The organism is Polyangium jinanense (assembly GCF_028435365.1).
Genome location: NZ_JAGTJJ010000073.1, coordinates 1 through 26220, shown reverse-complemented (window position 1 = coordinate 26220; position 26220 = coordinate 1). Strand labels below are relative to the sequence as shown.

The 26220-nt window shown below is 68.5% G+C and carries 13 protein-coding genes; 8 read left to right on the top strand and 5 right to left on the bottom strand.

What is annotated here, in order from left to right; all coding sequences use genetic code 11:
• Positions 1-24 precede the first annotated feature (24 nt).
• The 3 genes from KEG57_RS48775 to KEG57_RS48765 all read right to left on the bottom strand — a co-directional run bounded on the left by KEG57_RS48775 (position 25) and on the right by KEG57_RS48765 (position 8561).
• On the bottom strand, positions 25-6369 hold the full coding sequence (locus KEG57_RS48775) for a HAMP domain-containing protein (RefSeq protein ID WP_308215671.1): 6345 nt from the start codon (positions 6367-6369) through the stop codon (positions 25-27).
• 297 nt (positions 6370-6666) lie between these two features.
• The gene (locus KEG57_RS48770; RefSeq protein ID WP_272428448.1) at positions 6667-7338 is read right to left on the bottom strand and encodes an oxidoreductase; all 672 of its coding nucleotides are present in this window, start codon (positions 7336-7338) and stop codon (positions 6667-6669) included.
• Positions 7335-8561, bottom strand: coding sequence for a HEAT repeat domain-containing protein (locus KEG57_RS48765; protein ID WP_272428447.1), 1227 nt, complete (start codon positions 8559-8561; stop codon positions 7335-7337). Before KEG57_RS48765 ends, KEG57_RS48770 begins: the two co-directional genes overlap by 4 nt.
• A 166-nt stretch (positions 8562-8727) precedes the next feature.
• On the opposite strand from KEG57_RS48765, the gene KEG57_RS48760 reads away from it, so the two are divergent.
• Positions 8728-9846: a hypothetical protein gene (locus KEG57_RS48760; protein ID WP_272428445.1), complete on the top strand. Its 1119-nt coding sequence runs from the start codon at positions 8728-8730 to the stop codon at positions 9844-9846.
• Here the strand turns inward: KEG57_RS48760 and KEG57_RS48755 are convergent.
• Positions 9843-10025, bottom strand: a complete 183-nt coding sequence (locus KEG57_RS48755) for a hypothetical protein (RefSeq protein WP_272428443.1) — start codon at positions 10023-10025, stop codon at positions 9843-9845. The genes KEG57_RS48760 and KEG57_RS48755 overlap by 4 nt on opposite strands.
• A gap of 33 nt (positions 10026-10058) precedes the next feature.
• Positions 10059-10667, bottom strand: a complete 609-nt coding sequence (locus KEG57_RS48750; RefSeq protein WP_272428442.1) for a Spy/CpxP family protein refolding chaperone — start codon at positions 10665-10667, stop codon at positions 10059-10061.
• Positions 10668-10829: 162 nt separating this feature from the next.
• On the opposite strand from KEG57_RS48750, the gene KEG57_RS48745 reads away from it, so the two are divergent.
• The 7 genes from KEG57_RS48745 to KEG57_RS48715 all read left to right on the top strand — a co-directional run bounded on the left by KEG57_RS48745 (position 10830) and on the right by KEG57_RS48715 (position 24920).
• Positions 10830-12044 (top strand): LysM peptidoglycan-binding domain-containing protein, encoded by a 1215-nt coding sequence (locus KEG57_RS48745; RefSeq protein ID WP_272428441.1) that lies wholly within the window; start codon positions 10830-10832, stop codon positions 12042-12044.
• A 4-nt stretch (positions 12045-12048) separates the two neighbouring features.
• Entirely contained in the window at positions 12049-12738 is a 690-nt protein-coding gene (locus KEG57_RS48740; protein ID WP_272428440.1) for a hypothetical protein, read from the top strand.
• A gap of 45 nt (positions 12739-12783) precedes the next feature.
• The gene (locus tag KEG57_RS48735; RefSeq protein WP_272459814.1) at positions 12784-14544 is read left to right on the top strand and encodes a M61 metallopeptidase family protein; all 1761 of its coding nucleotides are present in this window, start codon (positions 12784-12786) and stop codon (positions 14542-14544) included.
• A gap of 358 nt (positions 14545-14902) precedes the next feature.
• Positions 14903-18094: a TonB-dependent receptor gene (locus tag KEG57_RS48730; protein WP_272459813.1), complete on the top strand. Its 3192-nt coding sequence runs from the start codon at positions 14903-14905 to the stop codon at positions 18092-18094.
• Between the two features lie 620 nt (positions 18095-18714).
• Complete coding sequence (locus tag KEG57_RS48725) at positions 18715-20991, top strand: FG-GAP-like repeat-containing protein (RefSeq protein ID WP_272459812.1); 2277 nt, start codon at positions 18715-18717, stop codon at positions 20989-20991.
• A 372-nt stretch (positions 20992-21363) separates the two neighbouring features.
• A complete protein-coding gene (locus KEG57_RS48720) occupies positions 21364-24045 on the top strand; it encodes an FG-GAP repeat protein (RefSeq protein ID WP_272459811.1) in 2682 nt (893 codons plus the stop codon).
• 167 nt (positions 24046-24212) lie between these two features.
• A complete protein-coding gene (locus KEG57_RS48715; protein WP_272459810.1) occupies positions 24213-24920 on the top strand; it encodes a TVP38/TMEM64 family protein in 708 nt (235 codons plus the stop codon).
• The last annotated feature ends 1300 nt before the right edge of the window (positions 24921-26220 follow it).

The window sequence follows — 26220 nt, the reverse complement described above, 5'->3', positions numbered from 1 at the left end:
CCCCTCTTGGTGGATGGCCCCCGCTCACCTGTGCAGCCAGAACCGCAGCCGCGCGAAGAGCTGCTCGGGATCCACGGGCTTCGCGATGTAGTCGGTCGCCCCGGCCTCGAAGCACTTCTCGCGATCACCCTTCATGGCCTTCGCAGTCACGGCGACGATTGGGAGCGCGCGCCATTCCTCGCGTGCCCGTATCGTCCGGATCGTATCGTATCCGTCCATCTCGGGCATCATGATGTCCATCAGAACGACGTCGATCTCGGGGCTCTCTTCGAGCACCTTGATCGCGTCCCGCCCCGTCTCCGCCGCCTGCGTGATCATCCCCTGCTCTTCGAGGATGGTCGTCATGGCGAAGATGTTACGGATGTCGTCGTCGACGATGAGCACGCGCTTGCCGGCGAGAACTTGCTGCGAGCTGTGAAGCCGCTCGAGCGCCTGCCGCTGCGCGGGCGTGAGCCTGTCGATGGGCAGGTGCAGGAAGAGCGCGACCTCGTCGATGAGGCGCTCCTCCGAGCGGCTGTGCTTGAGCACCCCGACGTGCCCGAGCCGCTCGATGCGCTCCTCGTCGGCCGGTGACATGCCGCCCGGCACGTGCACGATGAAGGGCACGTTCGCGAGCGCCGTGATGCTCGAAGCGCGCCGCACGAGGTCGAGCCCGTGCCCGTCGGGCAGGTCGACGGCCGTGACGACCGCGTCCGGCCGGTCCACGGTGAGCGTCTCGATGGCCTCGTCGAGCGAGCCCGCAACACGGACCTCGACGTTGTCGTGCTTGAGCAGGTTGATCTTGGCCGTGCGCTCCGGACCCTCGGGCTCGACGACGAGGAGCGTACGCCGCGGCGCGTCGAGGAACTCGATGAGCCGCTCGATCGCGTGGGAGAGCGCGTCCCGCGTGCGGACGGGCTTCGGGAGCACGTCCCGCGCGCCCATCCGCAGCGCGCGCTCGCACTCGTCGACGTCCGTCGTGATCACCTGCACCGGCACGTGCCGCATGCCGAGGTCGTGCTTGAGCCGATCGAGGACGCGCAGGCCGTCGATGTCGGGCAGGTGCAGATCGAGCGAGACCGCCGAGGGCTTGAGCTCGCGCGCCATGGAGAGCGCGTCCGCCCCGCGATGCGCGACCACGGCCTTGAGCCCGCGCTCGCGCGCGACCTCCACGATGAGCCGCGCGAACGCGAGATCGTTCTCCACGACGAGCAGCGATCGCTCGCCCGGCCGGATGATCGTGCGATCGTCCTCGATCGACACGGGCAGGAGCGGCGGGGCGTCGATGATCAAGGGCTCGGGCACCTCGTAGGCCGCGATCGCGCTCGAGGACTCGAGCATCGCGGTCGGGCGCGCGCGGGACACGCGCTGCGGCGCCGCGTACACGTGCGGCACGTAAAGCGTGAAGGTGCTCCCGCGCCCCGGCTGGCTCGACAGGCGCAGCTCGCCGCCGAGCAGGTTCGCGATGCCGCGGCTGATGGCGAGGCCGAGACCCGTGCCGCCGTACTTGCGGCTCGTCGAGCCGTCCGCCTGCTGGAAGGCCTCGAAGATGATCTGCTGCTTGTCGGGGGAGATGCCGATGCCGGTGTCGTGCACGCTGAACGCAATCGCCCAGCCCGCGCGGCCGATGTGTTCGTTCTCCGGGCTGTAGCCGTCCGATACGGTGCGAACCTCGAGGCGCACCTTGCCGCGCTCGGTGAACTTGAAGGCGTTCGAGAGCAGGTTCTTGAGCACCTGCTGCAGGCGCTTGGCGTCGGTGTGGATCGAGCGCGGCAGCATGGGCGCGAAGTCGAGCTCGAACTCGAGCTTCTTCGCGTCCGCGACGTGCCGGAACGTGCGCTCCACGTAGTCGGCGAGGTCGCGGAACCAGACCTCCCCGACGTCGACGACCACGGTGCCCGACTCGATCTTCGACAGATCGAGGATGTCGTTGATGAGGCCGAGAAGCTCGTTGCCGGATGAGTGGATCGTCTTGGCGAAATCGACCTGCTTGGGAAAGAGGTTGCCGTCCGTGTTCTTCGAGAGCTGCTCGGACAGGATCAGGAGGCTGTTCAGCGGCGTCCGGAGCTCGTGCGACATGTTCGCGAGGAACTCGGACTTGTACTTCGAGGTCAGCGCGAGCTGCTTGGCCTTCTCTTCGAGGGCCTGACGGGCTTGCTCGACCTCGCGGTTCTTGCGCTCGACCTCCACGTTCTGCTGGGCGAGCAGGCGCGCCTTCTCGCCGAGCTCCGCGTTCGTCTGGCGCAGCTCCTCCTGCTGGCTCTGCAGCTCCCGCGCGAGGGACTGCGACTGCTTCAGCAGATCCTCGGTGCGCATGTTCGCCTCGATCGTGTTGAGCACGATGCCGATCGACTCCGTGAGCTGATCGAGGAACGCGAGGTGCGTGGGGCTGTACCGCTCGAACGAGGCGAGCTCCAGGATGGCCTTGACCTGGCCCTCGAAGAGCACGGGCAGGACCACGATGTTCACGGGCGCGGCCTCGCCGAGGCCGCTCGTGATCGTGATGTAGTCGGGCGGCGCGTTGACGAGCAGGATGCGCTCCTTCTCGAGCGCGCACTGGCCGACGAGCCCCTCGCCGAGGCGGAACTGGTTGTCCGAGTGCTTCCTCTGCTTGTACGCGTAGCTCGCGAGGAGCTTCAGGATCGGCTCCTCCTTCGAGACGTCCATCGTGTAGAAGACGCCCTGCTGCGCGGAGACGACGGGCGCGAGCTCCGAGAGGATCAGCCGGCCGACGGTGAGCAGGTCCTTCTGGCCCTGGAGCATGCGCGAGAACTTGGCGAGGTTCGTCTTCAGCCAGTCCTGCTCGCTGTTCTTCAGCGTGGTGTCGCGCAGGTTCCGGATCATCTCGTTGATCGTGTCCTTCAGGGCGGCGAGCTCGCCCTGGGCCTCGACCTTGATGCTCCGCGTGAGATCACCCTTCGTGACGGCGGTCGCGACCTCGGCGATCGCGCGGACCTGGGTGGTCAGGTTCGCGGCGAGCTGGTTGACGTTGACCGTCAGATCACGCCACGTCCCCGAGGCGCCCGGCACGCTCGCTTGGCCGCCGAGTTTGCCCTCGACACCGACCTCGCGCGCGACGGTCGTCACCTGATCGGCGAACGTCGCGAGCGTGTCGATCATGCCGTTGATGGTGTCCGCGAGCTCGGCGATCTCGCCCTTCGCGTCGACGGAGAGCTTTCGCTTGAGATCACCGTTCGCGACGGCGGTCACGACCTTCGCGATGCCGCGGACCTGGTTCGTCAGGTTGCCGGCCATCGAGTTGACGTTGTCGGTGAGGTCCTTCCACGTGCCGGCGACGCCCTTCACCTCGGCCTGACCGCCGAGCTTGCCTTCCGTGCCGACCTCGCGCGCCACACGCGTCACTTCGGAGGCGAACGAATTCAGCTGATCGACCATCGTGTTGATGGTGTTCTTCAGCTCCAGGATCTCGCCCTTCACGTCGACGGTGATCTTCTTGGAGAGATCGCCATTGGCGACCGCCGTCGTCACGGCCGCGATGTTGCGGACCTGCGCCGTCAGATTCCCGGCCATCGAGTTCACGGAGTCCGTGAGATCCTTCCACGTACCCGCGACGCCCTTCACGTCCGCCTGACCGCCGAGTTTGCCCTCCGTGCCGACCTCGCGCGCCACACGCGTCACTTCGGACGCGAACGATCGGAGCTGATCGACCATCGTGTTGATGGTGTTCTTCAGCTCCAGGATCTCGCCGCGCACGTCGACGGTGATCTTCTTCGACAGATCACCATTCGCGACAGCCGTCGTCACGGCCGCGATGTTGCGGACCTGCGCCGTCAGGTTCCCGGCCATCGAATTCACGGAGTCCGTGAGGTCCTTCCACGTACCCGCGACGCCCTTCACCTCGGCCTGACCGCCGAGCTTGCCTTCCGTGCCGACCTCGCGCGCCACGCGTGTCACTTCGGAGGCGAAACCCGAAAGCTGATCGACCATCGTGTTGATGGTGTTCTTCAACTCCAGGATCTCGCCCTTCACGTCGACCGTGATCTTCTTCGACAGATCACCATTCGCGACCGCCGTCGTCACGGCCGCGATGTTGCGGACCTGCGCCGTCAGGTTCCCGGCCATCGAATTCACGGAGTCCGTGAGATCCTTCCACGTACCCGCGACGCCCTTCACGTCCGCCTGACCGCCGAGTTTGCCCTCCGTGCCGACCTCGCGCGCCACGCGCGTCACTTCGGACGCGAACGAATTGAGCTGATCGACCATCGTGTTGATGGTGTTCTTCAGCTCGAGAATCTCGCCCTTCACGTCGACGGTGATCTTCTTCGAGAGATCACCATTCGCGACGGCCGTCGTCACGGCCGCGATGTTGCGGACCTGCGCCGTCAGGTTCCCGGCCATCGAATTCACGGAGTCTGTGAGGTCCTTCCACGTACCCGCGACGCCCTTCACGTCCGCCTGACCGCCGAGCTTGCCTTCCGTGCCGACCTCGCGCGCCACGCGCGTCACTTCGGCCGCGAACGAGCTCAGCTGATCGACCATCGTATTCGTGACGTTCTTGATCTGAAGGATCTCGCCACGCGCATCGACAGTGATCTTCTGGGTCAAATCGCCGTTCGCAATGGCCGTCGCGACCTTCGACACGTCGCGGAGCTGCACCGTGAGGTTACCGGCCATCGAATTGACGGAGTCCGTGAGGTCTTTCCACGTCCCCGCGACACCCTTCACGTCTGCCTGACCGCCGAGCTTGCCTTCCGTGCCGACCTCGCGCGCCACGCGCGTCACTTCGGCCGCGAAGGAGCTCAGCTGATCCACCATCGTGTTGATGACGTTCTTGATCTGGAGGATCTCGCCGCGCGCATCGACGGTGATCTTCTGGGTCAAATCGCCGTTCGCAATGGCCGTCGCGACCTTCGACACGTCGCGGAGCTGGACCGTGAGGTTACCGGCCATCGAATTGACGTTGTCGGTGAGGTCCTTCCACGTACCGGCGACACCCTTCACCTCGGCCTGGCCGCCGAGCTTGCCTTCCGTGCCGACCTCGCGCGCCACACGCGTCACTTCAGACGCAAACGAGTTCAGCTGATCGACCATCGTGTTGATGGTGTTCTTCAGCTCGAGAATCTCGCCCTTCACGTCGACGGTGATCTTCTTCGAAAGATCACCATTGGCGACGGCCGTCGTGACGGCCGCGATGTTACGCACCTGGCTCGTCAGGTTGCCGGCCATCGAATTGACGGAGTCCGTCAAATCCTTCCACGTGCCGGCGACGCCTTTCACCTCGGCCTGGCCGCCAAGCTTGCCTTCCGTGCCGACCTCGCGCGCCACGCGCGTCACTTCGGACGCGAACGAGTTCAGCTGATCCACCATCGTGTTGATGGTGTTCTTCAGCTCCAGGATCTCGCCGCGCACGTCGACGGTGATCTTCTTCGAAAGGTCGCCATTGGCGACGGCCGTCGTGACGGCCGCGATGTTACGCACCTGGCTCGTCAGGTTGCCGGCCATCGAATTGACGGAGTCCGTCAAATCCTTCCACGTGCCGGCGACGCCCTTCACGTCCGCCTGACCGCCGAGCTTGCCTTCGGTACCGACTTCGCGCGCCACGCGCGTCACTTCGGACGCGAACGATCGGAGCTGATCGACCATCGTGTTGATGGTGTTCTTCAGCTCCAGGATCTCGCCGCGCACGTCGACGGTGATCTTCTTCGAAAGGTCGCCGTTGGCGACGGCCGTGGTCACGGCCGCGATATTGCGGACCTGGGCCGTCAGATTGCCGGCCATGAAGTTCACGGAATCGGTCAGGTCCTTCCAGGTGCCGGCGACGCCTTGCACCTCCGCCTGACCGCCGAGCTTGCCTTCGGTGCCGACTTCGCGCGCCACGCGCGTCACTTCGGACGCGAACGAGCCGAGCTGATCGACCATCGTGTTCACCGTCTTCGCGGTGCGGAGGAACTCGCCTTCGAGCGGACGACCATCGACTTCGAGCGCCATGGCCTGCGAGAGATCGCCCTTGGCCACGGCGCCGATGACGCGCGCCATCTCGCTCGTCGGATGCACGAGATCGCTGATCAGCGCGTTGACGCTGCCGACCTTCTGCGCCCACGCGCCGAGCAGCCCCGCGACCGCGGCGCGATCGCCGATGCGGCCCTCCTTGCCGACGACGCGGCTCACGCGCTCGAGCTCCGTCGCCACCCGGCTGTTCAACTCGACGACGTCGTTGAAGGTATCTGCGATTTTTCCATCGAGGCCCTCCCAATCGATGGGCAGGCGCACGGAGAAATTGCCCTTTTTGAGCGCCGTGAGCGCCTCGAGCATCAACCGGCGATCGAGGGAGCCGCCGGTCGGCGAGGTGTCGCGTGGTTGTCGCTCGGCGGCATTGGCGCCCCGCGTCTTCTTCACCTCGGCGGAAGCGGCCTTCGACTTGGCCCCCACGGGTTTCGAGCCGGCTACCCTCTTTTCACGAGCGCTCGACGTCCGCGCACTACGGGTCGCTCCATCCAAAGCACGTTTGGGCATGGTACCCCCTGGGACGACGACGCGCCGCCCGCAACAATGCGCATCCTACCGAGGGAGACCCTTGGCGGAATCCGGGGCTCACCGGTTCCGGCGTAGGGCACACCCTTATGCCCCAGTGGAATTCGTGCTTATGGATCGTGTGCGCCCAAACGGCTCAAGAAAAACCGTTCGAGGTCCAATTGTCGGTCCGGACAACCAGACTGTGATTTGCCGCTAGGACGCAAAATTGCGAATGTCGTCGAACGTGCGAATACGCACCCCGGCCGTGTCATCGGATACCAAGCCGCCCACCATGGCCGCCGCGACGTCACGCGCCTCAATGGCGCGATAAACGCGCAACGGGCCGATCATCGCTCCACTCACGATGCGCAGGATGGGGGCGGCGAGCGCCTCGCCCGTTCTGTGCTCGGTGCGATCACCGAGCAGCATGCTCGGACGCAGGATATCGACGCATTCGTAACCGAGCTCGCTGATATCGCGCTCCGCCTCACCTTTGACACGCAGATAAAAATTCATCGATGTGCGATCTGCCCCGATACTGGATACGAGCGAAAGCCTGCGGGCCCCCGCACGTTTACCGAGCTTCGCGACCGAGACCACATAATCGTGATCGACCTTGTAAAATGCCGGTCGTGATCCCGCCGCCTTGATGGTCGTGCCGAGGGCGATGAAGACGTCGTCGACGGCGGGCAAGGCCGGAAGATCGTCCAGCGCGTCGAAATCGGCGCGGAGCTCCTGCAGTTTGTCGTGGTTCATTCCCGTCGATCGGCGCACGAGCACGACGACACGCGCGTACGCCGGGTGCTCGAGCAGACGCGCGAGGCAGTCCCGGCCAACGAGGCCCGTCGCGCCCGCGAGGAGCGCGGTTCGCCCTTCCAAACTCATTCCGGCTTTCCTTTCCCTTTGCGAAGAAAAAACAGGGCGTAGCACGCGAGGACCACGGAGGCGATCACCACGACGACGCCCTTCGTGCCGAAACCCGTGCTCGGCGCCGGCGGCGGGCTCGTCGCGGCGGGCGCCGCCGGAGGCGCGGAGGCGCGGGCATCGAGGAGGTTCTGCTCGGTCGTGGCCACGCGCCGGGTCTCGGGATCGGGATGCGATTTCGCCACGCGGGCGAGGATCTCCCGCGCGGACGGCGAACTGATGCGGCGCAGGCTTCCGAGCGCGGCGAAGCGCAGCTCGTCCGGCTCCCGATCGACGGCGCGCCCGAGCGGCTCGACGGCGGCCTCGTTCCGCTCGACGCCAAGGGCCCGCGCCGCCGCGATCGCCGCGTCGCGATCGCCCTTCTCGAGGATCGAAGCGAGCTCGGCCGTGACGGCCGGAACGAAGGCACGCGCCCCCGCCGCGCGGATGACCTGCACGCGATCGTTCGGAGGCGCCGAGCGGAGGAGCGGGATCCAGCTCGGCCCGACGGGGACGAGCTTGCGGCGTTCGAGCTCCATGAGCAGGCCGACGCGCAAGGTGGCGGGCCGCGCGGCGTCGTCGAGGAGCGTGGTCAGCGCGGGGACGTCGGCGTCGCCGATCAGGGGCGTGGTGCCGGCGAGCGTGAGATCCCGCAGCGCGAAGGTCGCGATCCGGGGCTCCTTCGAGCCGAGCATGGTGGCGGTGACGCGCCCGAGCGCGGCTGGATCGCCGCTGCGCGCGCCCTTGCCGAGCGCGGCATACGCGCGCGTGGCGTCGATCCACGTCGCGCGCGTCGCGGGCACGAGCACGATACGATCGGCGATGGCCTCGACGGATTCATACGGCACGGCCGCGGCGTCCTTCGCGTCAGGGCGCCTGCGTTCGAGGAAAAGAAGGATCTCCTCGCCGGGGACGTAACTCTCGTCGGCGTGACGGTGCGGCACGAAGCGGATCGGGCCGACCATCGCGTCGCCCTCTCGAAAAAGCTCGAGAATCCGGGCCTCGACGGGCGAGAGCGGACCGGCGCCGCGGGGCTCGGGGCCGACGCGCTCGATCCGCGCGGCCGCGATGACGTCGGCGGCGCTCGCCATCTGGTGCAACGTGAGTCCGCCGGGAATCGTATGGGCCTCGGCAAAGGTCGGCGCGAGCGCCGCGAGCGCCAAAGCTGTGGCGGAGACGAAAAGCGACGCGCGGACGCGGTGCACGGCGCGGATGCTACTCGAAATCGGCTTCGGGTGGCGGCGGCGCGCCTTAGCAGGATCGGGGCCCGGAGCAAGCGACGGAGCCTTGCTCGGACCTCGGAAACACGTCAGGATCGGGCCTCAACGTCGGGGGCGAATGGCCCGGGGTGGGGAACTCGGGAGAAAAACCATGAACGATCCGCAGGACCCGCAAGAGATCGTCGATCAGCTCGAAGAGCGGCTCGATCTCCCGGTCCATCCCACCTACCCGCTCCGGGACCGGGAAATCGTGGGCATCTGGCGCAAGCGGAGCGTCGAGGCGCTCCGCGCGCTCGGGAGCCGCGGCTTCTTCGAGCGCAAGGACGCATTCGGAAAACCGCTGCACGAGAGCCTCTGGACCGTGGCCGACGCGCCGATGGTGGCCTCGTTCGAGGATGCGCCGGGACGAACCATCCTGCTCGGCGAGCTCATCCGGAACATCGTTCATCCGGGCCGCATCACGCAGGGCCTCAAGGGCACGTGCGCCGCGACGTGCGTGGAGATCTACGTAGCCGAGCGGGATCCGGCGGAGTACGCGCGGATCGTCGCGGGTCTCGTGAGCCCCGCGGGGCGGGTTTTGCTGCGGAGCGGCGGGGAGCTCGTGCGCGACGAGGACGTGCTCGAGCCGGACGAACAGGAGTTCCGCAGGAGCCCGGTGAGCCGGATCTTCCAGGTTGCCTGCATGGAGTTCGCCTACCCCGAGCTCGACTACCGCAACGCGGCGGACGGGCAGTTCGAGGGCGTGAAGAACACCGGCACGGGGCTGAGCCTCGGCGCGTTCGATCGGCTGCTCGTGGGGATCACCGGGCACCGCTGGGAGACGCTCTCCGACGGGCACGCGCGTTTCGCAGCGCTCTTCAAGCGGTTCGGCCTGGATACGAGCGGCGTGGCCGACCTGCACCGCGACGCGCTTTCGATCATCGAGCGCGTGACGAGCGCAGGGGAGGCAGTCTTCGCCACGCTGGAGCTACCCAAGGTGCGGAGCCCCGTGCGGCGAGCCGCGGGCAACGTCGATCACGCGGCGCACAAGATCCGGGTGCTCAAGCTCGATCGTCCGAATGGAACCGTCGTGTACGACGATCCGATGGACCCCCAACAAAGCTGGTTCGAGGGGATCCGGACGAACATCGTGGACCGGTACGGCCGCTGTACGATGCCGATCGCGGATTTCGAGAAGCTGCTCGTGGAGCTGAGTTATCCGCCCGAGCTCTGGCCCGGGCCGGAGCAGGCGCGGCCTGCCCCGACCGAGACGCAACCGGAATCGCGTTAACGCGGAGGCGGAGGCGGGGGCGCCTCGGCGTGTCGCGCAGCATCCACGCAAATCTTCGCGACGTGATGCTCGAAGTGCTGCCTTCGTTGCCCGCTGTGACAACGCAGGCTCGCGAAGCCGGCGGCATATCCGCCGATGGTCCCCAGGGTCAATAGCACGATCGCAAGTCTCCGCTTCATGGTCTCACCTCTCGTCTGAACACGCTCCGCGCCTCAAATCTCCACGCCCCGCCCACCAAAACCGCCCCAGAACCCCGGGGCCTGCTCGATGAAATCGGAAAGGCGCGCCCGCTGCCGCTCGTCGAGCACCTCGTGCACCTTCGCCAGCGAGCCCACCAGCGCCTTGCGCATCGCCTCGAGCGCCGCGTCGTGCCGCGCGAAAAGCTCGCCCATCACGGTCTCGTCGAAGCTCGGGCTGCGCATCGCCTTCGCCAGATCCTCGCGGCTCTTGCGCAGCTCGCCGCGGTGCTTCGCCGCCGCGTCGCGCATCTCCTCGAACGCCGCCACGATGGCCTTCTCCTGCCCCGGCGTCGTGTCGAGCGCCTCGAACAGTCGCCGCAGGACGAAGTGCGGCACGCCGTACCCGCCGGGCCGGAAGCCCGCCCGCCCGTGCGTCCGGAAGGGCCCGCCGTGCTCGCGGTCGTACCCCCCCTCCCAGCCGCCGTGGCCGTACCCACCCCCACCCCAGCCGCCGCCGCCGTACCCGTTGCAAGCGCCGCCGTAGCCGAAGCTCCGGTAGCCGTAGCCGCGGTGACAACCGCCATGGCGCAAAACCTTGATGAGGCCGATGAGGCAAGCGGTGCCGATCAGAAATCCGAACATGTTCCCTCTCTTCCGCGGCTCGTCGCGCGCCGCGTCGTTCACGCAGAGGAACATCACTCGCTCGTGTGAAGCGCGCGCCCCGCTCGATGTGAAGAAGCGCAAAGGCGCGCCGAGGCCCAGAAGACTGGCCGGATCCGACCGGCCGCGGGTATAGTCCTTTCGATGCAGCGGTGGTTCTTCGGGCTCGTTTTCCTGGTCTTCCCCGGCTGCGCGGCCACCGCGCCCGCGGAAGCAGGCCCGAAGACGAGCGGGCGCGCGCCGATCCTGGTGCAGCCGGTGCAAGCCACGGCCCCCAAACCCGCGCCGAGCCCCGCGCCCGTCGCGACGAACGAGCCCGCCGCGGACCCCGATGCCGATGACGAGGAGGGGCCGGACGACGACGAGGCCGAGGCCGCGGAGGAAGCCGCCGAGGCGGAAGGCCCCGCCCCCACCCCGCCGCCGGCCCCCAAGCTCCCCTCCCCGCTCCTCGCCCTCAGCGTGACCCAGCTCGAAGCACGCTACCGCAGCGATCCGGCCTCCGTGGGCCCGCTCTCGCTCGGCGCGACGAACGCGGGCGCGCTCGTGAACGGCGTGCAGATGCCGAAGAGCGAGAAGTGGCTCGTGGCGGATCCCTCGTGCGCCTGGGGCACGCAGGAGACGGTGGACGCGATCGCGCGCAGCATCGAGAAGGTCGCGGCCGAGCACCCGGGCGCCCCGCCCCTCGCCATCGGGCACATCAGCAGCCGGAAAGGCGGCCACCTCTCGCCGCACCGGAGCCACCAATCGGGCCGCGACGTGGACCTCGGCTACTACCACAACCCCCCGAAGACCCACTTCGTCCGGGCGACCGAGGCAAACCTCGACCTCGAACGCACGCTCGCCCTGGTGAAGACGATCGTGAGCGACACCGACGTGGAGCTCGTGCTCATCGACACGTCCGTGCAACGCCTGCTCGTGGCCCACGCGCTGCGCAAGGGTGAGGACGAGGCCTGGCTGGATCAGGTCTTCCAGGTCCGCGGAAAACACCCCCGGCCCGTGGTGCGTCACGCGCGCGGGCACGGAAACCACCTGCACGTGCGCTTCGTGAGCCCGGTCGCGCAGGAGCTCGGGCGCCGCGCGGGCGCGTTCCTCCGGCGGGAGAAGGTCGCGCCGCCGCACGTGGCCGACTCCGTGGTGATGCACAAGGCCCGGAGCGGCGACACGCTGCAGATCCTGGCCCGCAGGTACGGGACGACCGTCGAGGCGATCCAGGGGGCAAACGGGCTCAAGACCATCGACATCAAGATGGGCCGGACCTACCGGATCCCGGTGCCCAAGCCCCCGGCGCCTTCGAAGGCGCCGGCCGTCTCCAAGCGACGCGTGGCGCCGCCTCCGCGGACCACGGCGCACGGGCGGTAGGGCCATGGAGTACCGGAACAACCTCGACGCGGCGCGGATGCGCATCGAGACGCTCGAAGCGAAGCTCGCCGAGCGTGAGGCCTCGCTCAAGGCGCGGGAGGCGGAGCTCGCCGAGCAGAACGCCGAGATCACACGGCTGCGACAAACCGGCGGAAAACCGGCGGAATCGCGCGGCGTTTGGATCGCGCTCTTCACGTTCACCCACTTCGCCGTCGCGGGCCTCGGCGGCCTGATCTTCCTCGGCGCCTTCGGACGGTCGTCGCCCTCGTACATCAACTGCCCCGAGTGCCCCCCCGCGCCGCCCTCCTTGGCGCTCGTAGACGACCCCGCCGCCCACCCCCCGACCCCGAGCGTCGAGGGCAAGGCCACGGACAGCGATACCGAGGAGAGCGCGGTCACGCAGTCGAACGACCGCATGCGCCCCGAGGTGCGGGCCTGCCAGCTCGAGCAGCTCAAGAAGCACCCCGACGCGTACGGGTTTCTCGCGGTCGTCTTCGAGGTCGAGCCCGAGGGCAAGGTCGGCCGTGTCTCTTTCCAGGGCATGTCGCCCGGCTCGGCCCGCTGGTGGAGCGCGGACTTCGAGACTTGCGTGACCAAGGCCTACCGGAGCCTCGCGTTCCGCCCCTTCGAGGGGACGAAGACCACCGCGAAGCACACGTACTTCCTCTCGACGAACACGAACCTCGGCTTCTGAATCCCGTGCACGCGCGCGCGCGCTGGCAGTATCCTCGCGCCCATCGTGCGTCCTCTCCGCCCCACCTCTTCGGCAAACACGAGCGTCGCGCTCGTCCTCGCCTCGTGCCTCTCGGCTTGCGCGTCCGAGCCGCTGCGCCCCGAGAATCCCTGTCCGCCGCCCGCGAAGAGCACGGCGCCCGTGGCCACGACGCCGCCGAAAGCCGAGAGCACGACACGCACGCTCGAAGTGCGCCTCACGCCGACGCGTGACGGAGGGAGCGAGGTCGTCGCGATCGACGTGTCGATGCGCTTCTCCGTGCCGCCCGTGGATTTCGGCGAGGCGCGGCCGCTCGTGTTCCGGCTCGACGACGCGCGCGTGGAAGACATCGACGAGCTCGCCGCGCGTGATGCGGAAGGCTCGCTCGCGCTCGTGCGGGACGAGGGCGAAGGCAAGGACGTGGCGGGCGCGCCCGTCGCGTGGCGCGCCGAGCGTCGCGCGCGTGGGCCGGTGACCGTGAGTTACACGCGCAAGCTCCTGGCCGGCGGCGCCGCGCAAGCCGCCGCGCCGCTCGCGGCGTCGGCGGGGGGTTTTCTCGGGATCGGACGCACGTTCTTGCTCGTCCCGGACACGACCGAGCCGCACGAGATGCGCGTGCGCTGGGACGTCGCGGCGCTCGGCGAAGGCGCGAGCGGCGCGTCGTCGCTCGGCGCGGGGGACGTGGAGGTCAGCGGCTCGCCGACGACGCTCGCCGCGGCGGCGTGGGCCGCGGGGCCCTTGCATCGGGTGACGATCGAGCGGCCGGCGACGCGCGAGGGCGAAGGTGCCTCGTTCGCGGTGACGTCGCTCGGGGGCGGCGTGTTCGACGCGCTCGACGCGGGTGCCTGGGCGAGCCGGGCGTGGGTCTCGGTGCGGCCGCTCGCCGACGCGCCGCTCGGCCATTTCGATATTTTCCTGCGTTCGAGCGGCGTGACCGGGCGCCGCTTCGACGCTGCCGTCACGGGCCGGAGCGCCATTGCGGTCGGGGACGAGGGACTCACGTTCGGTTGGCCCGAAAAACGCGTGCTCGGGCGTGCGATGGCACGGGCGAGCCTCGGGTATTCGGTGGTCGCGTGGTTCGACGAGGGGTTCGTCTCGTATTTCGCGGTCGACGCGCTGCGACGGGCGGAGCTCATTCCGGCGCGGGACGTGCTTGCCGAGGTCGATGCGCGGGCGACGCGGTATTTTTCGTCGGCCGAGAAGCAAGCGGAGGATCGAGGAATGTTGTTCGCCGCCGAGCTCGACGCGCGCATCCGGGCCAAGAGCGGCGGGAAGCGCTCGCTCGCCGACGTGGCACGCGAGATCGCACCGAAAGCAGGTGAAGGCGAGGCCCCGGCGAGCGGCCCGCGCCGCGTGCCCGAGAGCACGCTGCGTGAGGCGATCATCAAGGAGCTCGGAGCCGAGGGGAATACGCGCTTCGGCGCGCTCCTCGGCAAAGGTGGCGGCCCCGAGGTGCCCGACGACGCATTCGGCCCGTGCTTCGTGAAGGTAAAGAAAAAGATCCCGCGTTACGAGCTCGGCTTCGATCCGGCATCCGTGAGCGAAAAAAAGGTGCGTGGTCTCTCGCCGAAATCGGCGGCGGCGAAGGCGGGACTCGCGGAGGGGGATCGCATCACGGCGGCGGATCTCGGGGACGGGACCATCGATCGCCCCGTGGAAATCGAGGTCGACCGCGGCGGCAAACTCACGAAGGTGCGGTGGCTGCCGCGGGGCGAGGCCGTCGAGGGATTCTCGTTCGCCTTCGCCCCGAAGGCCCCCGCGAGCTGCGACGCTCCGAAGGGGCGCTGAGGCGGAAGCGGGAGCGGAAGCGGTCAAGTTCGGGGAGCGACCGGTCGAGCGGCAAGCACTCCCCGAGAGCACGACGCGCGTCGATGTCTGCGCTCGTGTACGGGTACACGGAGGACACGCCCCGCGATCCCGTCTGTTTCACGCCCGCGACAGCAGAGCGTTGCTGTAACGACGGCGTGTCAGTGTCACGCGCGCGTGACACCCTCCGTGCAGGTGTCCTGTCTCGATGCCCGGGATTCCGCGGCGCGAATCGGGTGGTACGAGGATTGCTCACGTCAGCATTGGAAATCGAATCGTCATGCGCTTGTTCCATGGCCCCCGATGGTTTTCCCTGGCGGCGACCTTTTGCCTCGGTCTCTTGGCCCCCTCCTCCGCCTCCGCCGCCGGAGACGCGGTCCTCACCGGGACCGTCCGCGACGCGGCGACACGAAAGCCCCTCGCCGACGTCGTCGTCACCGTGACCCTCCCCGCGATGCAGGGCGAGCAGATCGTCGTGACCGACGCGTCCGGCACCTATCGCGTTCCTTGGCTCTCGCCGGGCGAATACACGATCCGGTTCGAAATCGAGGGGCACAGGCCCTCCTCACGCGGCGGGATCACGCTCGGGAAGGGCACCACGTTCCGCGCCAACGTCCTGCTCACGGAGTTCTTGCAGAACCCCGAGGAGATCTTGCTCATCGGCCCCATCCCGTCGGTCGACATCTATTCGATGACGACAGGCTTGATCGTCGATTCGCATGTCTCGCATCGCCTCGCGGTGGCGCCGCCGGGAGGTCGAGCCTCGGCCGTGCGATCGTTCGAGAGCCTCGGGGCGCTCGCGCCCGGCGCCCAGCCGACGAGCCTCGGCTTTTCCATCCACGGCTCGTCGGCGCCCGAGAACCGGTTCCAGATCGACGGCGTCTCCGTGGGCAGCGCTTCGGACGGCATCAACGACATGCCGCTCTCGCTCGAGTTCGTCCAGGAGGTCCACGTCGCCACGGCCGGATACATGCCCGAGTTCGGCCGTACCACCGGCGGCGTCTTCAACGTCGTCACGAAGGCGGGTGTCGACAGGTTTCACAATTCGTGGGTGGATCGCAACGAGTTTCGCGGGTCGATCTTCGGCAGCTACACGCCGGGCGCGTTCGAGGGACAACGGAAGCCCGTGCGCGCGGAGGGCACGGTGGTCGCCGTCGATCAGAAGCTCGGCGCGATGCGTGATTTCGGGTTCGAGCTCCGCGGACCCATCAAGGAGGATCGCCTGTGGTTTTACGCGGGATTGAACGTGGCCTTCCAGGACCTCGACATCGTGCGATCGCTCCACCGTCTGCGGTACGAGACGAACCCCGACGGATCCGTGAAGCTCGACGCGAGCGGCCATCCCATCAGCCTCCGCGATGAAGACGGATTTCAGCTCACCGAGCCCATCGCGGGCGGGACGCGTCGCTACATCGCCTCGAAAGAGACGCTGCAATACATCGGCAAGCTCACGTGGTACAGCAGCCCGTCGAATGCGGACCCGTTGCATACGTTGACGCTCTCGGTATTCGGTTCGCCCACGTGGTCCGGGGGGGACGGGCGGATCTCGCTCAATGGGGTCACGGGCACGACCACGACGATCGACACGAGCTCGCTGGAAGGGCAATACGCGGCCTTCGGGCGGCGGGAAGAGCAGATGAGCCACACCGCCTCCCTCAAGCTCTCGTCGGCGTTCCTGCACAAGATGCTCCTCTTCGACGCGACGATCGCATATCATCACGCCTCTTCGAGCCGCCTGCCGGTCGACGGGGCGGGGATCGGCAGTGGCCAGGGGCTCGACGCTGTCCCCGGGATCTCCTGGACGCGTGGGGCGCCGGGGCCGCATACCCTCGCCGATTTCGAGGATCTCCCGGCAGGGAGCGGCTGCGAGCCGAAGGGGTCGACGAACGTCATCCATTGCCCCGTGCGCGCCTACCTGACGGGTGGACCCGGGAACGTGAACGAGTCCATCACGAACCGCTTCCAGGGGAATGCCGTTGTCACGTACCTGTTCCGAGCGCTGGGGCAACACGTCATCAAGGCGGGGTTCGACATCGAGGTGTCGAACAGCCTGTTCGCCCGGGCGAACACGGGGAACGTGTGGTTTTCGGAGACGTGGGATGGCTCGGGGTGGCAAGTCTTTCGCATGGGCAACCTGACGAACCCGGACGACGTCTACGTCCCGAAATTGCAGTCCTCCACGACGCACTCCACCCTCGTCGGCGGGTATGTCCAGGATAGCTTCAACATCCTCGATCGGGTCACGGTGAACGCAGGCTTGCGGTACGACGCGCAGATGATGTCGAGCAGCGAGGGGATGGGCATGGTGCTCCCGAACCAGTGGTCTCCACGCGTCGGAGTCATCTACGACCCGACCCGTTTCGAACGGTCGAAGATCTTCGCGAGCTACGCGCGTCATTACGAGAACGTGCCCCTCGGCCTGGCCGACGCCTTGTTCGTCCGGCGGCCCCTCACCGTGTCGGAAGTGTCGAGCTCCGTGTGCGACCCGAGCGACCCTGCGAAGGTCGCGGCCTGCCTGGACCCGAAGAACAACCTCACGATCGGGCAGCCCTACGCACCGAACCGGCAATGGGGTGTTCATCACGGCGATAGCGCGCTGGTGGATCCGGAGATCGAGGCGCAGTCGATGGACGAGATCTCGGCAGGCGGCGAGTACGAAATCTTCCGCGACGCGCGCGTGGGCGTCAACTACGTGCACCGTTCGATCCACCGCGCCATCGAGACCATGAGCCGGGACGAAGGCACGTCGTTCTTCGTGGGGAACCCCGGCCATGGCGCGGCCGCAGGCTTCCCCGAAGCCCGGCGCGACTACGATGCGGTGACGGTGTTCTTCCTGAAATCGTTCACCCGGCAGTGGCTCGCGCTCGCCAGCTACACGGCGTCGTATCTCCGCGGGAACTACCCCGGGCTCGCCTCGGGGCCCTATCCGTCGCCCCACATGCTCCCCGACTTCGACCTCCTGTCGCTCCAGCCAAACCGTGACGGCCCGCTCCCCGGGGATCGGCGTCATTCAGTCAAGGTCTTCGGCGCCAAAGAGTTCGTCCTCTCGAAGAACCTCTCCATCAACATGGGAGTGGGCTACACGGGCACGTCGGGCGCGCCGCTCGATGTCCTCGGCGCTCACCCCTCCTACGGCCGAGGTGCCGCCTTCATCCTGCCCCGCGGCTCGGGGGGCAACTTGCCCTGGGTCCACAGCGTCGATTCGAACCTCGCCGTCGGCTACAAGGTGGGCAAGGACAGCACGCTCTCCGTGAGCGTGGACGTGTTCAACCTGTTCAACTTCCAAGCCGAGACCAGCCGCGATCAGTCATTCACATACGCGAACGTCCGGCCCATCGAAGGCGGCACGGCCGCAGACCTGCCGAACAAGGGAGAGGCAGCCTGCGCCACCGGCGCAGGTTGTCGCTACAAGCTCGTAAATTTGGAGGACGGCTCGCCCTTCGATCCCGCCGACCAAAACCCCAGGTACGGCAGCCCCACGTCATACCAGACCCCGAGGACAATCCGCATGGGCATGCGGTTGACCTTCTAATCCTGGGAGGCGCTTCGCTGGGGCTTTGCCCCAGGCCCCACCGGGGCTATCCGCCCCTGGACCCGGACCAGCGCAAGCGCTGGACCCGGGGTCGATGAACTGCGCAATGCGCAGTTCATCGAACAGGCCAGGTCAAGACCGCGGCACTGACGATTCAATAGGCAACATGTCCGTCGCCAGCGTGGAACGCACCTCCATGGTCTTGCCACCGGCCTGTTGGAAGAACTGCGCATCGCGCAGTTCTTCCACGAACGGTCCAGGGCTTGCCCTGGTTCGGGTCGAGGGGCGAACAGCCCCCGCGGGGCCCGGGGCAGCGCCCCGGCGCGACGCCTCGCGATGAGACTCTGGATGGTGATGCTCAGTCTCCGCAGCTGAAGCGCTCAGGCAGCAGCAGCGGCGGATGGAGACTGGGTTTGAGGTCCCTCGTACTCAGTGTCGCGGTGTCCGCGATTCCGGGCCGGCGCGCCGAAAAGACGGGCTGGGGCCTGCCTCGACATCACCTCCCAGGAGCCGTGTTCCACGGTGGCATCGATCTTGAATTGACGACCTGACACATCGCCGTCGGCGCCGGCTCGGCGTCGCGCGGCACCCCACCCTTTGGCGAGAACAGAAAACTAGACATGCGTTATCTCAAGAGCTCTCTCTCCTATTTGATGATCCCGGCTCTCTCCGCCCTGCTCCTCGCGGGCTGCGCCAGCGCTGACCCCTCCGAGGCCGACAGCCACGAAGGCGACGAAGCCGTGGGCGAGACCCATGACGCGCTCACCGCCGAGCAGTGCAATTACTTCGATGTCAATGGTACGGTCCAGCTCTGCCACAAGACCAGCTCGACGATTTATCCCTACACGATCATCCGTGTCAGCGAGCAGGCGTGCATCAATGCGCACAGCGCTCACGACGGCGATTACGTCACCAGCCTCGACCCGACCTCGCCGCTCTTCGACCCGACGTGCGGCGGCCTGGGCTGCCTGGCCGTGAACGCGCCGTGCGACGCCACGGTGCCCTGCTGCGACGGCCTCACGTGCCAGAGCGGCACCTGCGTCGACGTCGACGAATGCGCCGCCGGCACCGACAACTGCGATGAAAACGCCACCTGCACCAACACCGCGGGCTCCTTCACCTGCGCCTGCAATGCGGGGTACGAGGGCAACGGCGTGAGCTGTACCAACATCGACGAGTGCGCCGCAAGCCCGTGCCTGAACGGTGGCACCTGCACCGACGGCATCAATAGCTACACCTGCGCGTGCGCTCCTGGCTTCACCGGCACCAATTGCGAGATCAACATCGACGAGTGCGCCGCAAGCCCCTGCCAGAACGGCGGCATCTGCTCCGACGGCATCAATAGCTACACCTGCGAATGCGCGCCCGGCTTCACCGGCACCAACTGCGAGACCAACATCGACGAGTGCGCCGCTAGCCCGTGCCTGAACGGCGGCACCTGCTCCGACGGCATCAATAGCTACACCTGCGCGTGCGCTCCCGACTTCACCGGCACCAACTGCGAGACCAACATCGACGCGTGCGCCGCTAGCCCGTGCCAGAACGGCGGCATCTGCACCGACGGCGTGGGCAGCTACTCCTGCGCGTGCGCGCCCACCTACGAGGGGACCCACTGCGAGGCTTGCTCCGGCACCCTCGCGGACTGCAACGCGAACTCGTCCGACGGCTGCGAGGTGAACCTCCAGAGCGACACCGAGAGCTGCGGCGCCTGCGGCAGCGCGTGCGCGACGGGCGAAATCTGCTCGAACGGTACCTGCCAGGCCGCGCCCACCGGCCAGGTCCCCGGCACGCCGGTCAGCTCCCCCGCGAACCACAACCCGCTGGCCCCGGCGGTCGCCGATATGAATGGCGACGGGAAGCTCGACATCCTGGTGGCCAACGCCGAATCCGGATCGATCGTGACCCCCTCCGGCTCGCTCTCCGTTTTCCTGGGGAACGGCGACGCCAGCGTCCAGTCGGAGGCCAACTACACGGGCGCCCCGCTCTCCAGCAACGCGGTCGTGGCCGCGGACGTGGACGGTGACGGGTGGCTCGACGCCGTCACCGTCAACGGCCAGACCAACCTGCTCCTCAGCAACGGGAGCATCAGCGTCTACCGAAACCTGGGCCCGAGCGCACCCGGGACCTTCGGCGCGCCGACGAGCTTCACCACCGGCACCCCGGGCTCCGTCCACCTCTGCACCGGAGACTTCGACAACGATGGGCGGGCCGACATCGCCACCACCAGCGTGACCCTGAGCCAGGTGAGCGTGATGTTCGGCGACGGCGCGGGCAGCTTCGGCACGCCCACGTTCATCACCATCCCGGCCACCGGCGGCGTGCAGTCGACCATCGCCTGCCGTGATCTGAACAGCGACGGCTTCTCCGATCTCGTGGTGACGAGCCCCGCCAGCGCACGCCTGTCGGTCCTCCTCAACCAGGGCAACGGCTCGTTCGCCGCACCCGTCGCCTACGCCAACGCCGTCAACGGCCAGACGGCGGGCATCGCCTTCGGCGACGCCAACGGCGATGGCACGCTCGACATCCTCTCGAACGGCGCGGCCGGCCGGTACCTCTTCTTCTTCAAAGGGAACGGCAACGGCACCTTCGCGAGCGGCGTTCAGTCCGCCGCCGCGCCCACGACGGTCGCCAACTCGGCGCTGGGCGTCGTAGCCGATGACTTCAACGGCGATGACAAGCTCGACGCCTACATCCTCGTCACCACGGCCTCGGGCGGCGTCCGCCCGATGACCGGCAACGGCAACGGAAGCTTCACCTCGGGCACCGTCGTCACGACCGGCGCCTCGCCTGGCCTCAATGCCATCGCCACCGCAGACATGGACGCGGACGGGTACGCCGACCTCATCCTGACCAACAGGGGCTCTGGCACCGTGACCGTGGTCCCCAACGGACTCTGACAGCCGCTGCGCTGGGGCGTTGCCCCAGGCCCCACCAGGGGCTGTCCGCCCCTGGACCCGGGGCCTGCGCAAGCGCTGGACTCGGGGTCGATGAACTGCGCAACGCGCAATTCATCGAACAAGCCGGGCCAAGACCGGCGACGACCCTGCCAAACCGAGACAGCAGCGCTGATGGTTCCGCTTGAAATGCACCTCCGCGGTCTTGCCACCGGCCTGCTGGAAAAACTGCGCACCGCGCAGTTTTTCCACCTGAGGTCCAGGGCTTGCCCTGGTTCGGGTCGAGGGGCGAACAGCCCCCGCGGGGCCCGGGGCAGCGCCCCGGCGAGGCGGCTTCGTCTTCGCTTTAGCGACTGCGTGTGAGAGCATCGCGCCATGGGCGCTTGCATGCGGAAGCGGTTGCTTGGCATCTCAATGGTCCTCGCCGCGGGCGCGATCGCCGGTTGTGTTGGCGCGCCGGCCGATCTCGCCAGCGGCGGAGGCGAAAGCGGCAGTGCCTCGCGGGCCGCGCCCGCGGCGTCCCCTGCCTCGCTCCGCGCGGCGGTGCTGCATGCGGCGCAGCGCGATGCGGGTGACGCCTACCACGCGCGCTTCCAGGACGGCGCGCTCCGGGCGGCGGCGCCCGGCTTCGAGGCGAGGTTCGACGCCGAGGGTGTGACGCTGCGGCGCGACGGTGGCGGCGCCGTTGATGGCGCGCTCGCGCTCGCTCGCTTTGGTTGCGAGGACGCGCTCGAGCCGACGTTCACGGCCGAGAGAGCCGAGCCGGTCGCCGACGCGAACCGCGTGTCGTACGCGCGTCGTGCGGGCGCGGTGCATGTCGAAGAGTGGTATCTCGCCGGCCCGCACGGCCTGGAGCAGGGCTTCACCGTTGCCGAGGCGCCCGCATGTCTCGCGGCTGGGGGCGAGATCGTCCTCGAGCTCGGGCTCGCCGGGCTCGAGGCCCACCTTGCTCCCGACGGCAGGGCCGCGGTGCTCCGGCGTGAGGGCGAGGAGGCGGGCTATCGGTACGCCGAGCTCTATGCCGAGGACGCCGCGGGCCAGGAGTTGCCGTCGCGGCTCACGGTCCGCGGCGGTCGCATCGAGCTCCGCGTCGCGGCGTCGGGCGCGGCGTTCCCCGTGCGAATCGATCCCCTCGTCGCGCTGCAGCAGGCCAAGCTCGTCGCGGACGACGCGGCGGCGGACGACTACTTCGGCCACTCGGTGGCGATCTCCGGCGATACGGCGCTGGTCGGGTCGTACGACGACGACAATGCAGGGGGCACGAATGCCGGCAGCGTCTATGTCTTCGTCCGCTCGGGCACGGTGTGGACGCAGCAGGCCAAGCTCGTCGCGAACGACGCGGCGTCCGCGGACCTGTTCGGCACCTCCGTGGCCCTCTCCGGCGACACGGCGCTCATCGGGGCCTCGCTGGATGACTTCGTGGGCAACACGGACCAAGGCAGCGCTTACGTCTTCGTCCGCTCGGGCGGGGTGTGGTCGCAGCAGGCCAAGCTCGTGGCGGGCGACGCGAACGACCGTTTCGGCTCCTCGGTGGCGCTCTCCGGTGACACGGCGCTCGTGTCGGCGCCGCGCGACAGCGTGGCGGGCGGCGGCACGGCTGCTGGCAGCGTTTCCGTCTTCGTCCGCTCGGGCACCACGTGGTCCGAGCAATCGAAGCTCACCGCGAGCGACCCGGGGGCGAGCGATTTCTTCGGCTTCTCGGTCGCGCTCTCCGGCGACACGGCGCTCGTGGGAGCCTGGTCGGACGACCACGCGGGTGGCGTGGATGCCGGCAGCGCCTACGTCTTCGTCCGCTCGGGCGCCGTGTGGTCGCAGGAGACGAAGCTCGTGGCCGACGCGGCGGCGGGCGACCACTTTGGCCGCTCGGTCGCGCTCTCCGGCGACACGGCGCTCGTGGGCTCGCCCGATGCGTCCGGCAGCGGTAGAGCCTACGTCTTCGTCCGCTCGGGCGCGGAGTGGTCGCAGCAGGCGAAGATCCAGGCGGCCGACGCGGCGGGGGGCGACTGGTTCGGCTACTCGGTCGCGCTCGCCGGCGACACGGCGCTCGTGGGCGCTGCGAACGACGACGCATCGATGTTCGTCACGGACGCCGGCAGCGCGTACGTCTTCGTCCGCTCGGGCGCCGTGTGGTCGCAGCAGGCGAAGCTCGTTGCGGCCGACGCGGCGGTGAACGACTGGTTCGGCAACGAGGTGGCGCTCTCCGGCGACACGGCGCTCGTGGGGGCGCACTACGACGATCACGCGGGCGGCACGAGTGCCGGCAGCGCTTACGCCTTCGTCCTGAAGCAGGCCGCCGGAGACCCCTGCGCGACCGCCGCTGAGTGCGCGAGTGGCTTCTGCACCGATGGCGTCTGCTGCGACGCCGCTTGCGGCGGGGGGGCTCCCGACGACTGCCAGGCCTGCAGCGTCGCCCTCGGCGGGACGGCGGATGGTGTCTGCACGCTCATCACCGGCACGAGCTGCGACGACGCCAATGCCTGCACCCCGGCCGACATCTGCCAGGCGGGCGTCTGCATCGGGAATCCCATCACCTGCACCCCGCTCGACGCCTGCCACGACGCTGGCGTCTGCGATCCGGCGACGGGGATCTGCTCCAATCCGGCGAAGCCCGACGGCTCACCGTGCATGCTTGGGACCTGCGAGGGCGGGACGTGCGCGGGGTCCGGCTCCGGAGGCGCGGGTGGCTCCGGCGGCGTGGGCGGCGCGGGAGGCGCGGGCGGCTCCGGAGGCGCGGGCGGCGTGGGCGGCTCCGGAGGTGCGGGTGGCTCCGGCGGCACGGGCGGCGTGGGCGGCTCCGGAGGCGCGGGTGGCGCGGGAGGCGCGGGCGGCGTGGGCGGCTCCGGAGGCGCGGGTGGCGCGGGCGCGACGACCAGCACGGGCTCGGGCGGCTCCAACAGCTCCGCGGATGCGGACGAAGGTGACTGCGCATGCCACGTGCCCGGCTCCCAGGGCGGCGCCGGCAATGGCGCCCCCGCGGCGCTCGCGCTCGCTGCCATTGCGATGACGTTGGGCCGCCGTGCCCGCCGTGCTCGCGATTCCGGCAACGGGCGCGGGTGAATGTACACCTCCCACGGGTCGATCGGTATGTTCCTCCCTCCGCGCCGGAACGTCGCTCGCTCGATCGTGCACCCTTTCCCCGGTGGATCCTGGCCCCAACATCCCAACGAGGGGGTGGACGCGACACCCGAGCTCATTCGAGCGTCATCGAGGGACAAAACGGGGCCATGAACGAGCGCGATACGAGTCGACGACGCTTGATCGCCGCCATTGCGCTGATGGGCGCGCTCGTCGTGGTGACCGCCTCGGGCGCGGCCCACACGATGGCGATGGAGGGCATCTCCGTCCTCACGACGATGCTCGCTCGCCACCCGATCGCCGCCATTGCGCTCTTCGTCCTGCTCGCCGGCGCCTCCTCGATGCTCACCTTTTTCTCGAGCACGGTCCTCATCCCCGTTGCCCTCGACGCCTGGGGCGCCTTGGCGACCTTCGTGCTCCTCTGGGTCGGGTGGCTCCTCGGTGGCGTCGGCGCTTATGCGGTCGGCCGCGGCGTCGGCGGAACGCTGCTCGGCCGGCTCGTCCCGCGCCGGCGCATCGCTCACTATGAGCGCCGGCTCTCGGTCGATACGCCCATCTGGATCGTCCTCCTGCTCCAGCTCGCGCTCCCCTCCGAGGTCCCGGGGTATCTGCTCGGAACGCTTCGTTACAGCTTTTTCCGTTATCTGTTCGTCGTGAGCGTCGGAGAGCTGCCGTATGCCCTCGGGAGCGTCTACCTCGGCGAGAGCTTCCTGCGCGGCGATCCGGTGATGCTCACCCTGGGCGCGCTGGCCGCAGTCGTCCTGATCGGGCTCGCGGCCATGCTCTTGCGCCGTCGATTCGGTATCTCTGTCGTCGAGGGGAGAAAAGACGACCCCACCGGCGCGCGATCTCGGTAACCTACGCTGGATGACAGAGAAGATCGTTAAGAACTGTAGAAGCTCGGGGTCAAGAAGCTCGGATTCATCTCGACGTCGAGGAGCGGCTGAGCCCGATGAGGAATCCCGCCTGCCAACCGGCGGAGGAGCCGCTCGCTCTGGATGACAAGCATCCGACGACGCTGACGACCCGATGGATCGAACGGCTTTGCCAGGGGCCGTGGTGCCCGGGACAAAGCTGGGACGTGTCGATCGGGACGACGGGAGGAGCGCTGGAGGCACAAGTCATCGGCTCTGGCGATGACTCGAATTTCTCCCAGGCGAGCTCTACATCTGCTCGGAGCCGTGCCCGGAGGACACGAGCCATTGCGAGCTCCTCGCATTGGACCCGGAGGGCCGTCCCGTCCGGTCGACGCAGACGTTCGAGCCTGGCGCCGTGTTGCACCTGGGCGCACCGGCGGCGCCGTTCGCAGATCGCTTTGTCGTGCGGCTGCGCGTCGCTCCGGAATAGAAGGATCGCGCGAAGGACACGCGAACGCTGAATCGCGGAGGGTGCGCCTCGGGGGAGGCTTCCCGAGCACGGTCGAGCGTCACCCCCGGCAACCAAGCCCGCACCCAAACAGGCCCCCTCTCGTCCTCCCGCCCCGGCCCATCGTCATCCCGCCCCCGGGCCGTCTTCATCCCGCCCCCCGGGCCGTCGTCATCCCGCCCCCGGGCCGTCGTCATCCCGCCCCCGGGCCGTCTTCATCCCGCAGAGCGCCGTCGTCATCCCGCCCCTGGGCCGTCGTCATCCCGCCCCCAGGCCGTCGTCATCCCGCCCCCGGGCCGTCGTCACCCTGCAGAGCGCCGTCGTCATCCCGCCCCCGGGCCGTCGTCATCTCGCCCCCGGGCCGTCGTCACCCTGCAGAGCGCCGTCGTCATCCCGCAGAGCGCCGTCGTCACCCCGCCCCCGGGCCGTCGTCACCCCGCCCCCGGGCCGTCGTCACCCCGAAAAGCGCCGTCGTCACCCAAGGATACGCCGCCGGCCCCCCCGGTCGGCGCGCTCAACCCCCCGCGGCGCCCGTCTTCTTCTTTCTCGTTCGCCGCGTCGAGCCCGCCGGCGTCCCGCAAGGCCGAGGCGGCCTGGTCCCGCAGCGCAACCCCTCCGAGGCGCCTTGCCAGGCGTCGAACGACGAGGCGTGGAGTGTCAAGCGCACGTGGGCCAGGTTGCATGTCGAAGCCGCTGCGCTGGGGCGTTGCCCCAGGCCCCACCAGGGGTTGTCCACCCCTGGACCCGGACCAGCGCAAGCGCTGGACCCGGGGTCGATGAACTGCGCGATGC

Excerpts from the sequence above, each read along its gene's own strand:
- KEG57_RS48770 (WP_272428448.1), bottom strand. The coding sequence starts at position 7,338 with ATGAGTTTGGAAGGGCGAACCGCGCTCCTCGCGGGCGCGACGGGCCTC.
- KEG57_RS48760 (WP_272428445.1), top strand. The coding sequence starts at position 8,728 with ATGAACGATCCGCAGGACCCGCAAGAGATCGTCGATCAGCTCGAAGAG.
- KEG57_RS48755 (WP_272428443.1), bottom strand. The coding sequence starts at position 10,025 with ATGAAGCGGAGACTTGCGATCGTGCTATTGACCCTGGGGACCATCGGC.
- KEG57_RS48750 (WP_272428442.1), bottom strand. The coding sequence starts at position 10,667 with ATGTTCGGATTTCTGATCGGCACCGCTTGCCTCATCGGCCTCATCAAG.
- KEG57_RS48745 (WP_272428441.1), top strand. The coding sequence starts at position 10,830 with ATGCAGCGGTGGTTCTTCGGGCTCGTTTTCCTGGTCTTCCCCGGCTGC.
- KEG57_RS48740 (WP_272428440.1), top strand. The coding sequence starts at position 12,049 with ATGGAGTACCGGAACAACCTCGACGCGGCGCGGATGCGCATCGAGACG.
- KEG57_RS48725 (WP_272459812.1), top strand. The coding sequence starts at position 18,715 with ATGCGTTATCTCAAGAGCTCTCTCTCCTATTTGATGATCCCGGCTCTC.
- KEG57_RS48720 (WP_272459811.1), top strand. The coding sequence starts at position 21,364 with ATGGGCGCTTGCATGCGGAAGCGGTTGCTTGGCATCTCAATGGTCCTC.
- KEG57_RS48715 (WP_272459810.1), top strand. The coding sequence starts at position 24,213 with ATGAACGAGCGCGATACGAGTCGACGACGCTTGATCGCCGCCATTGCG.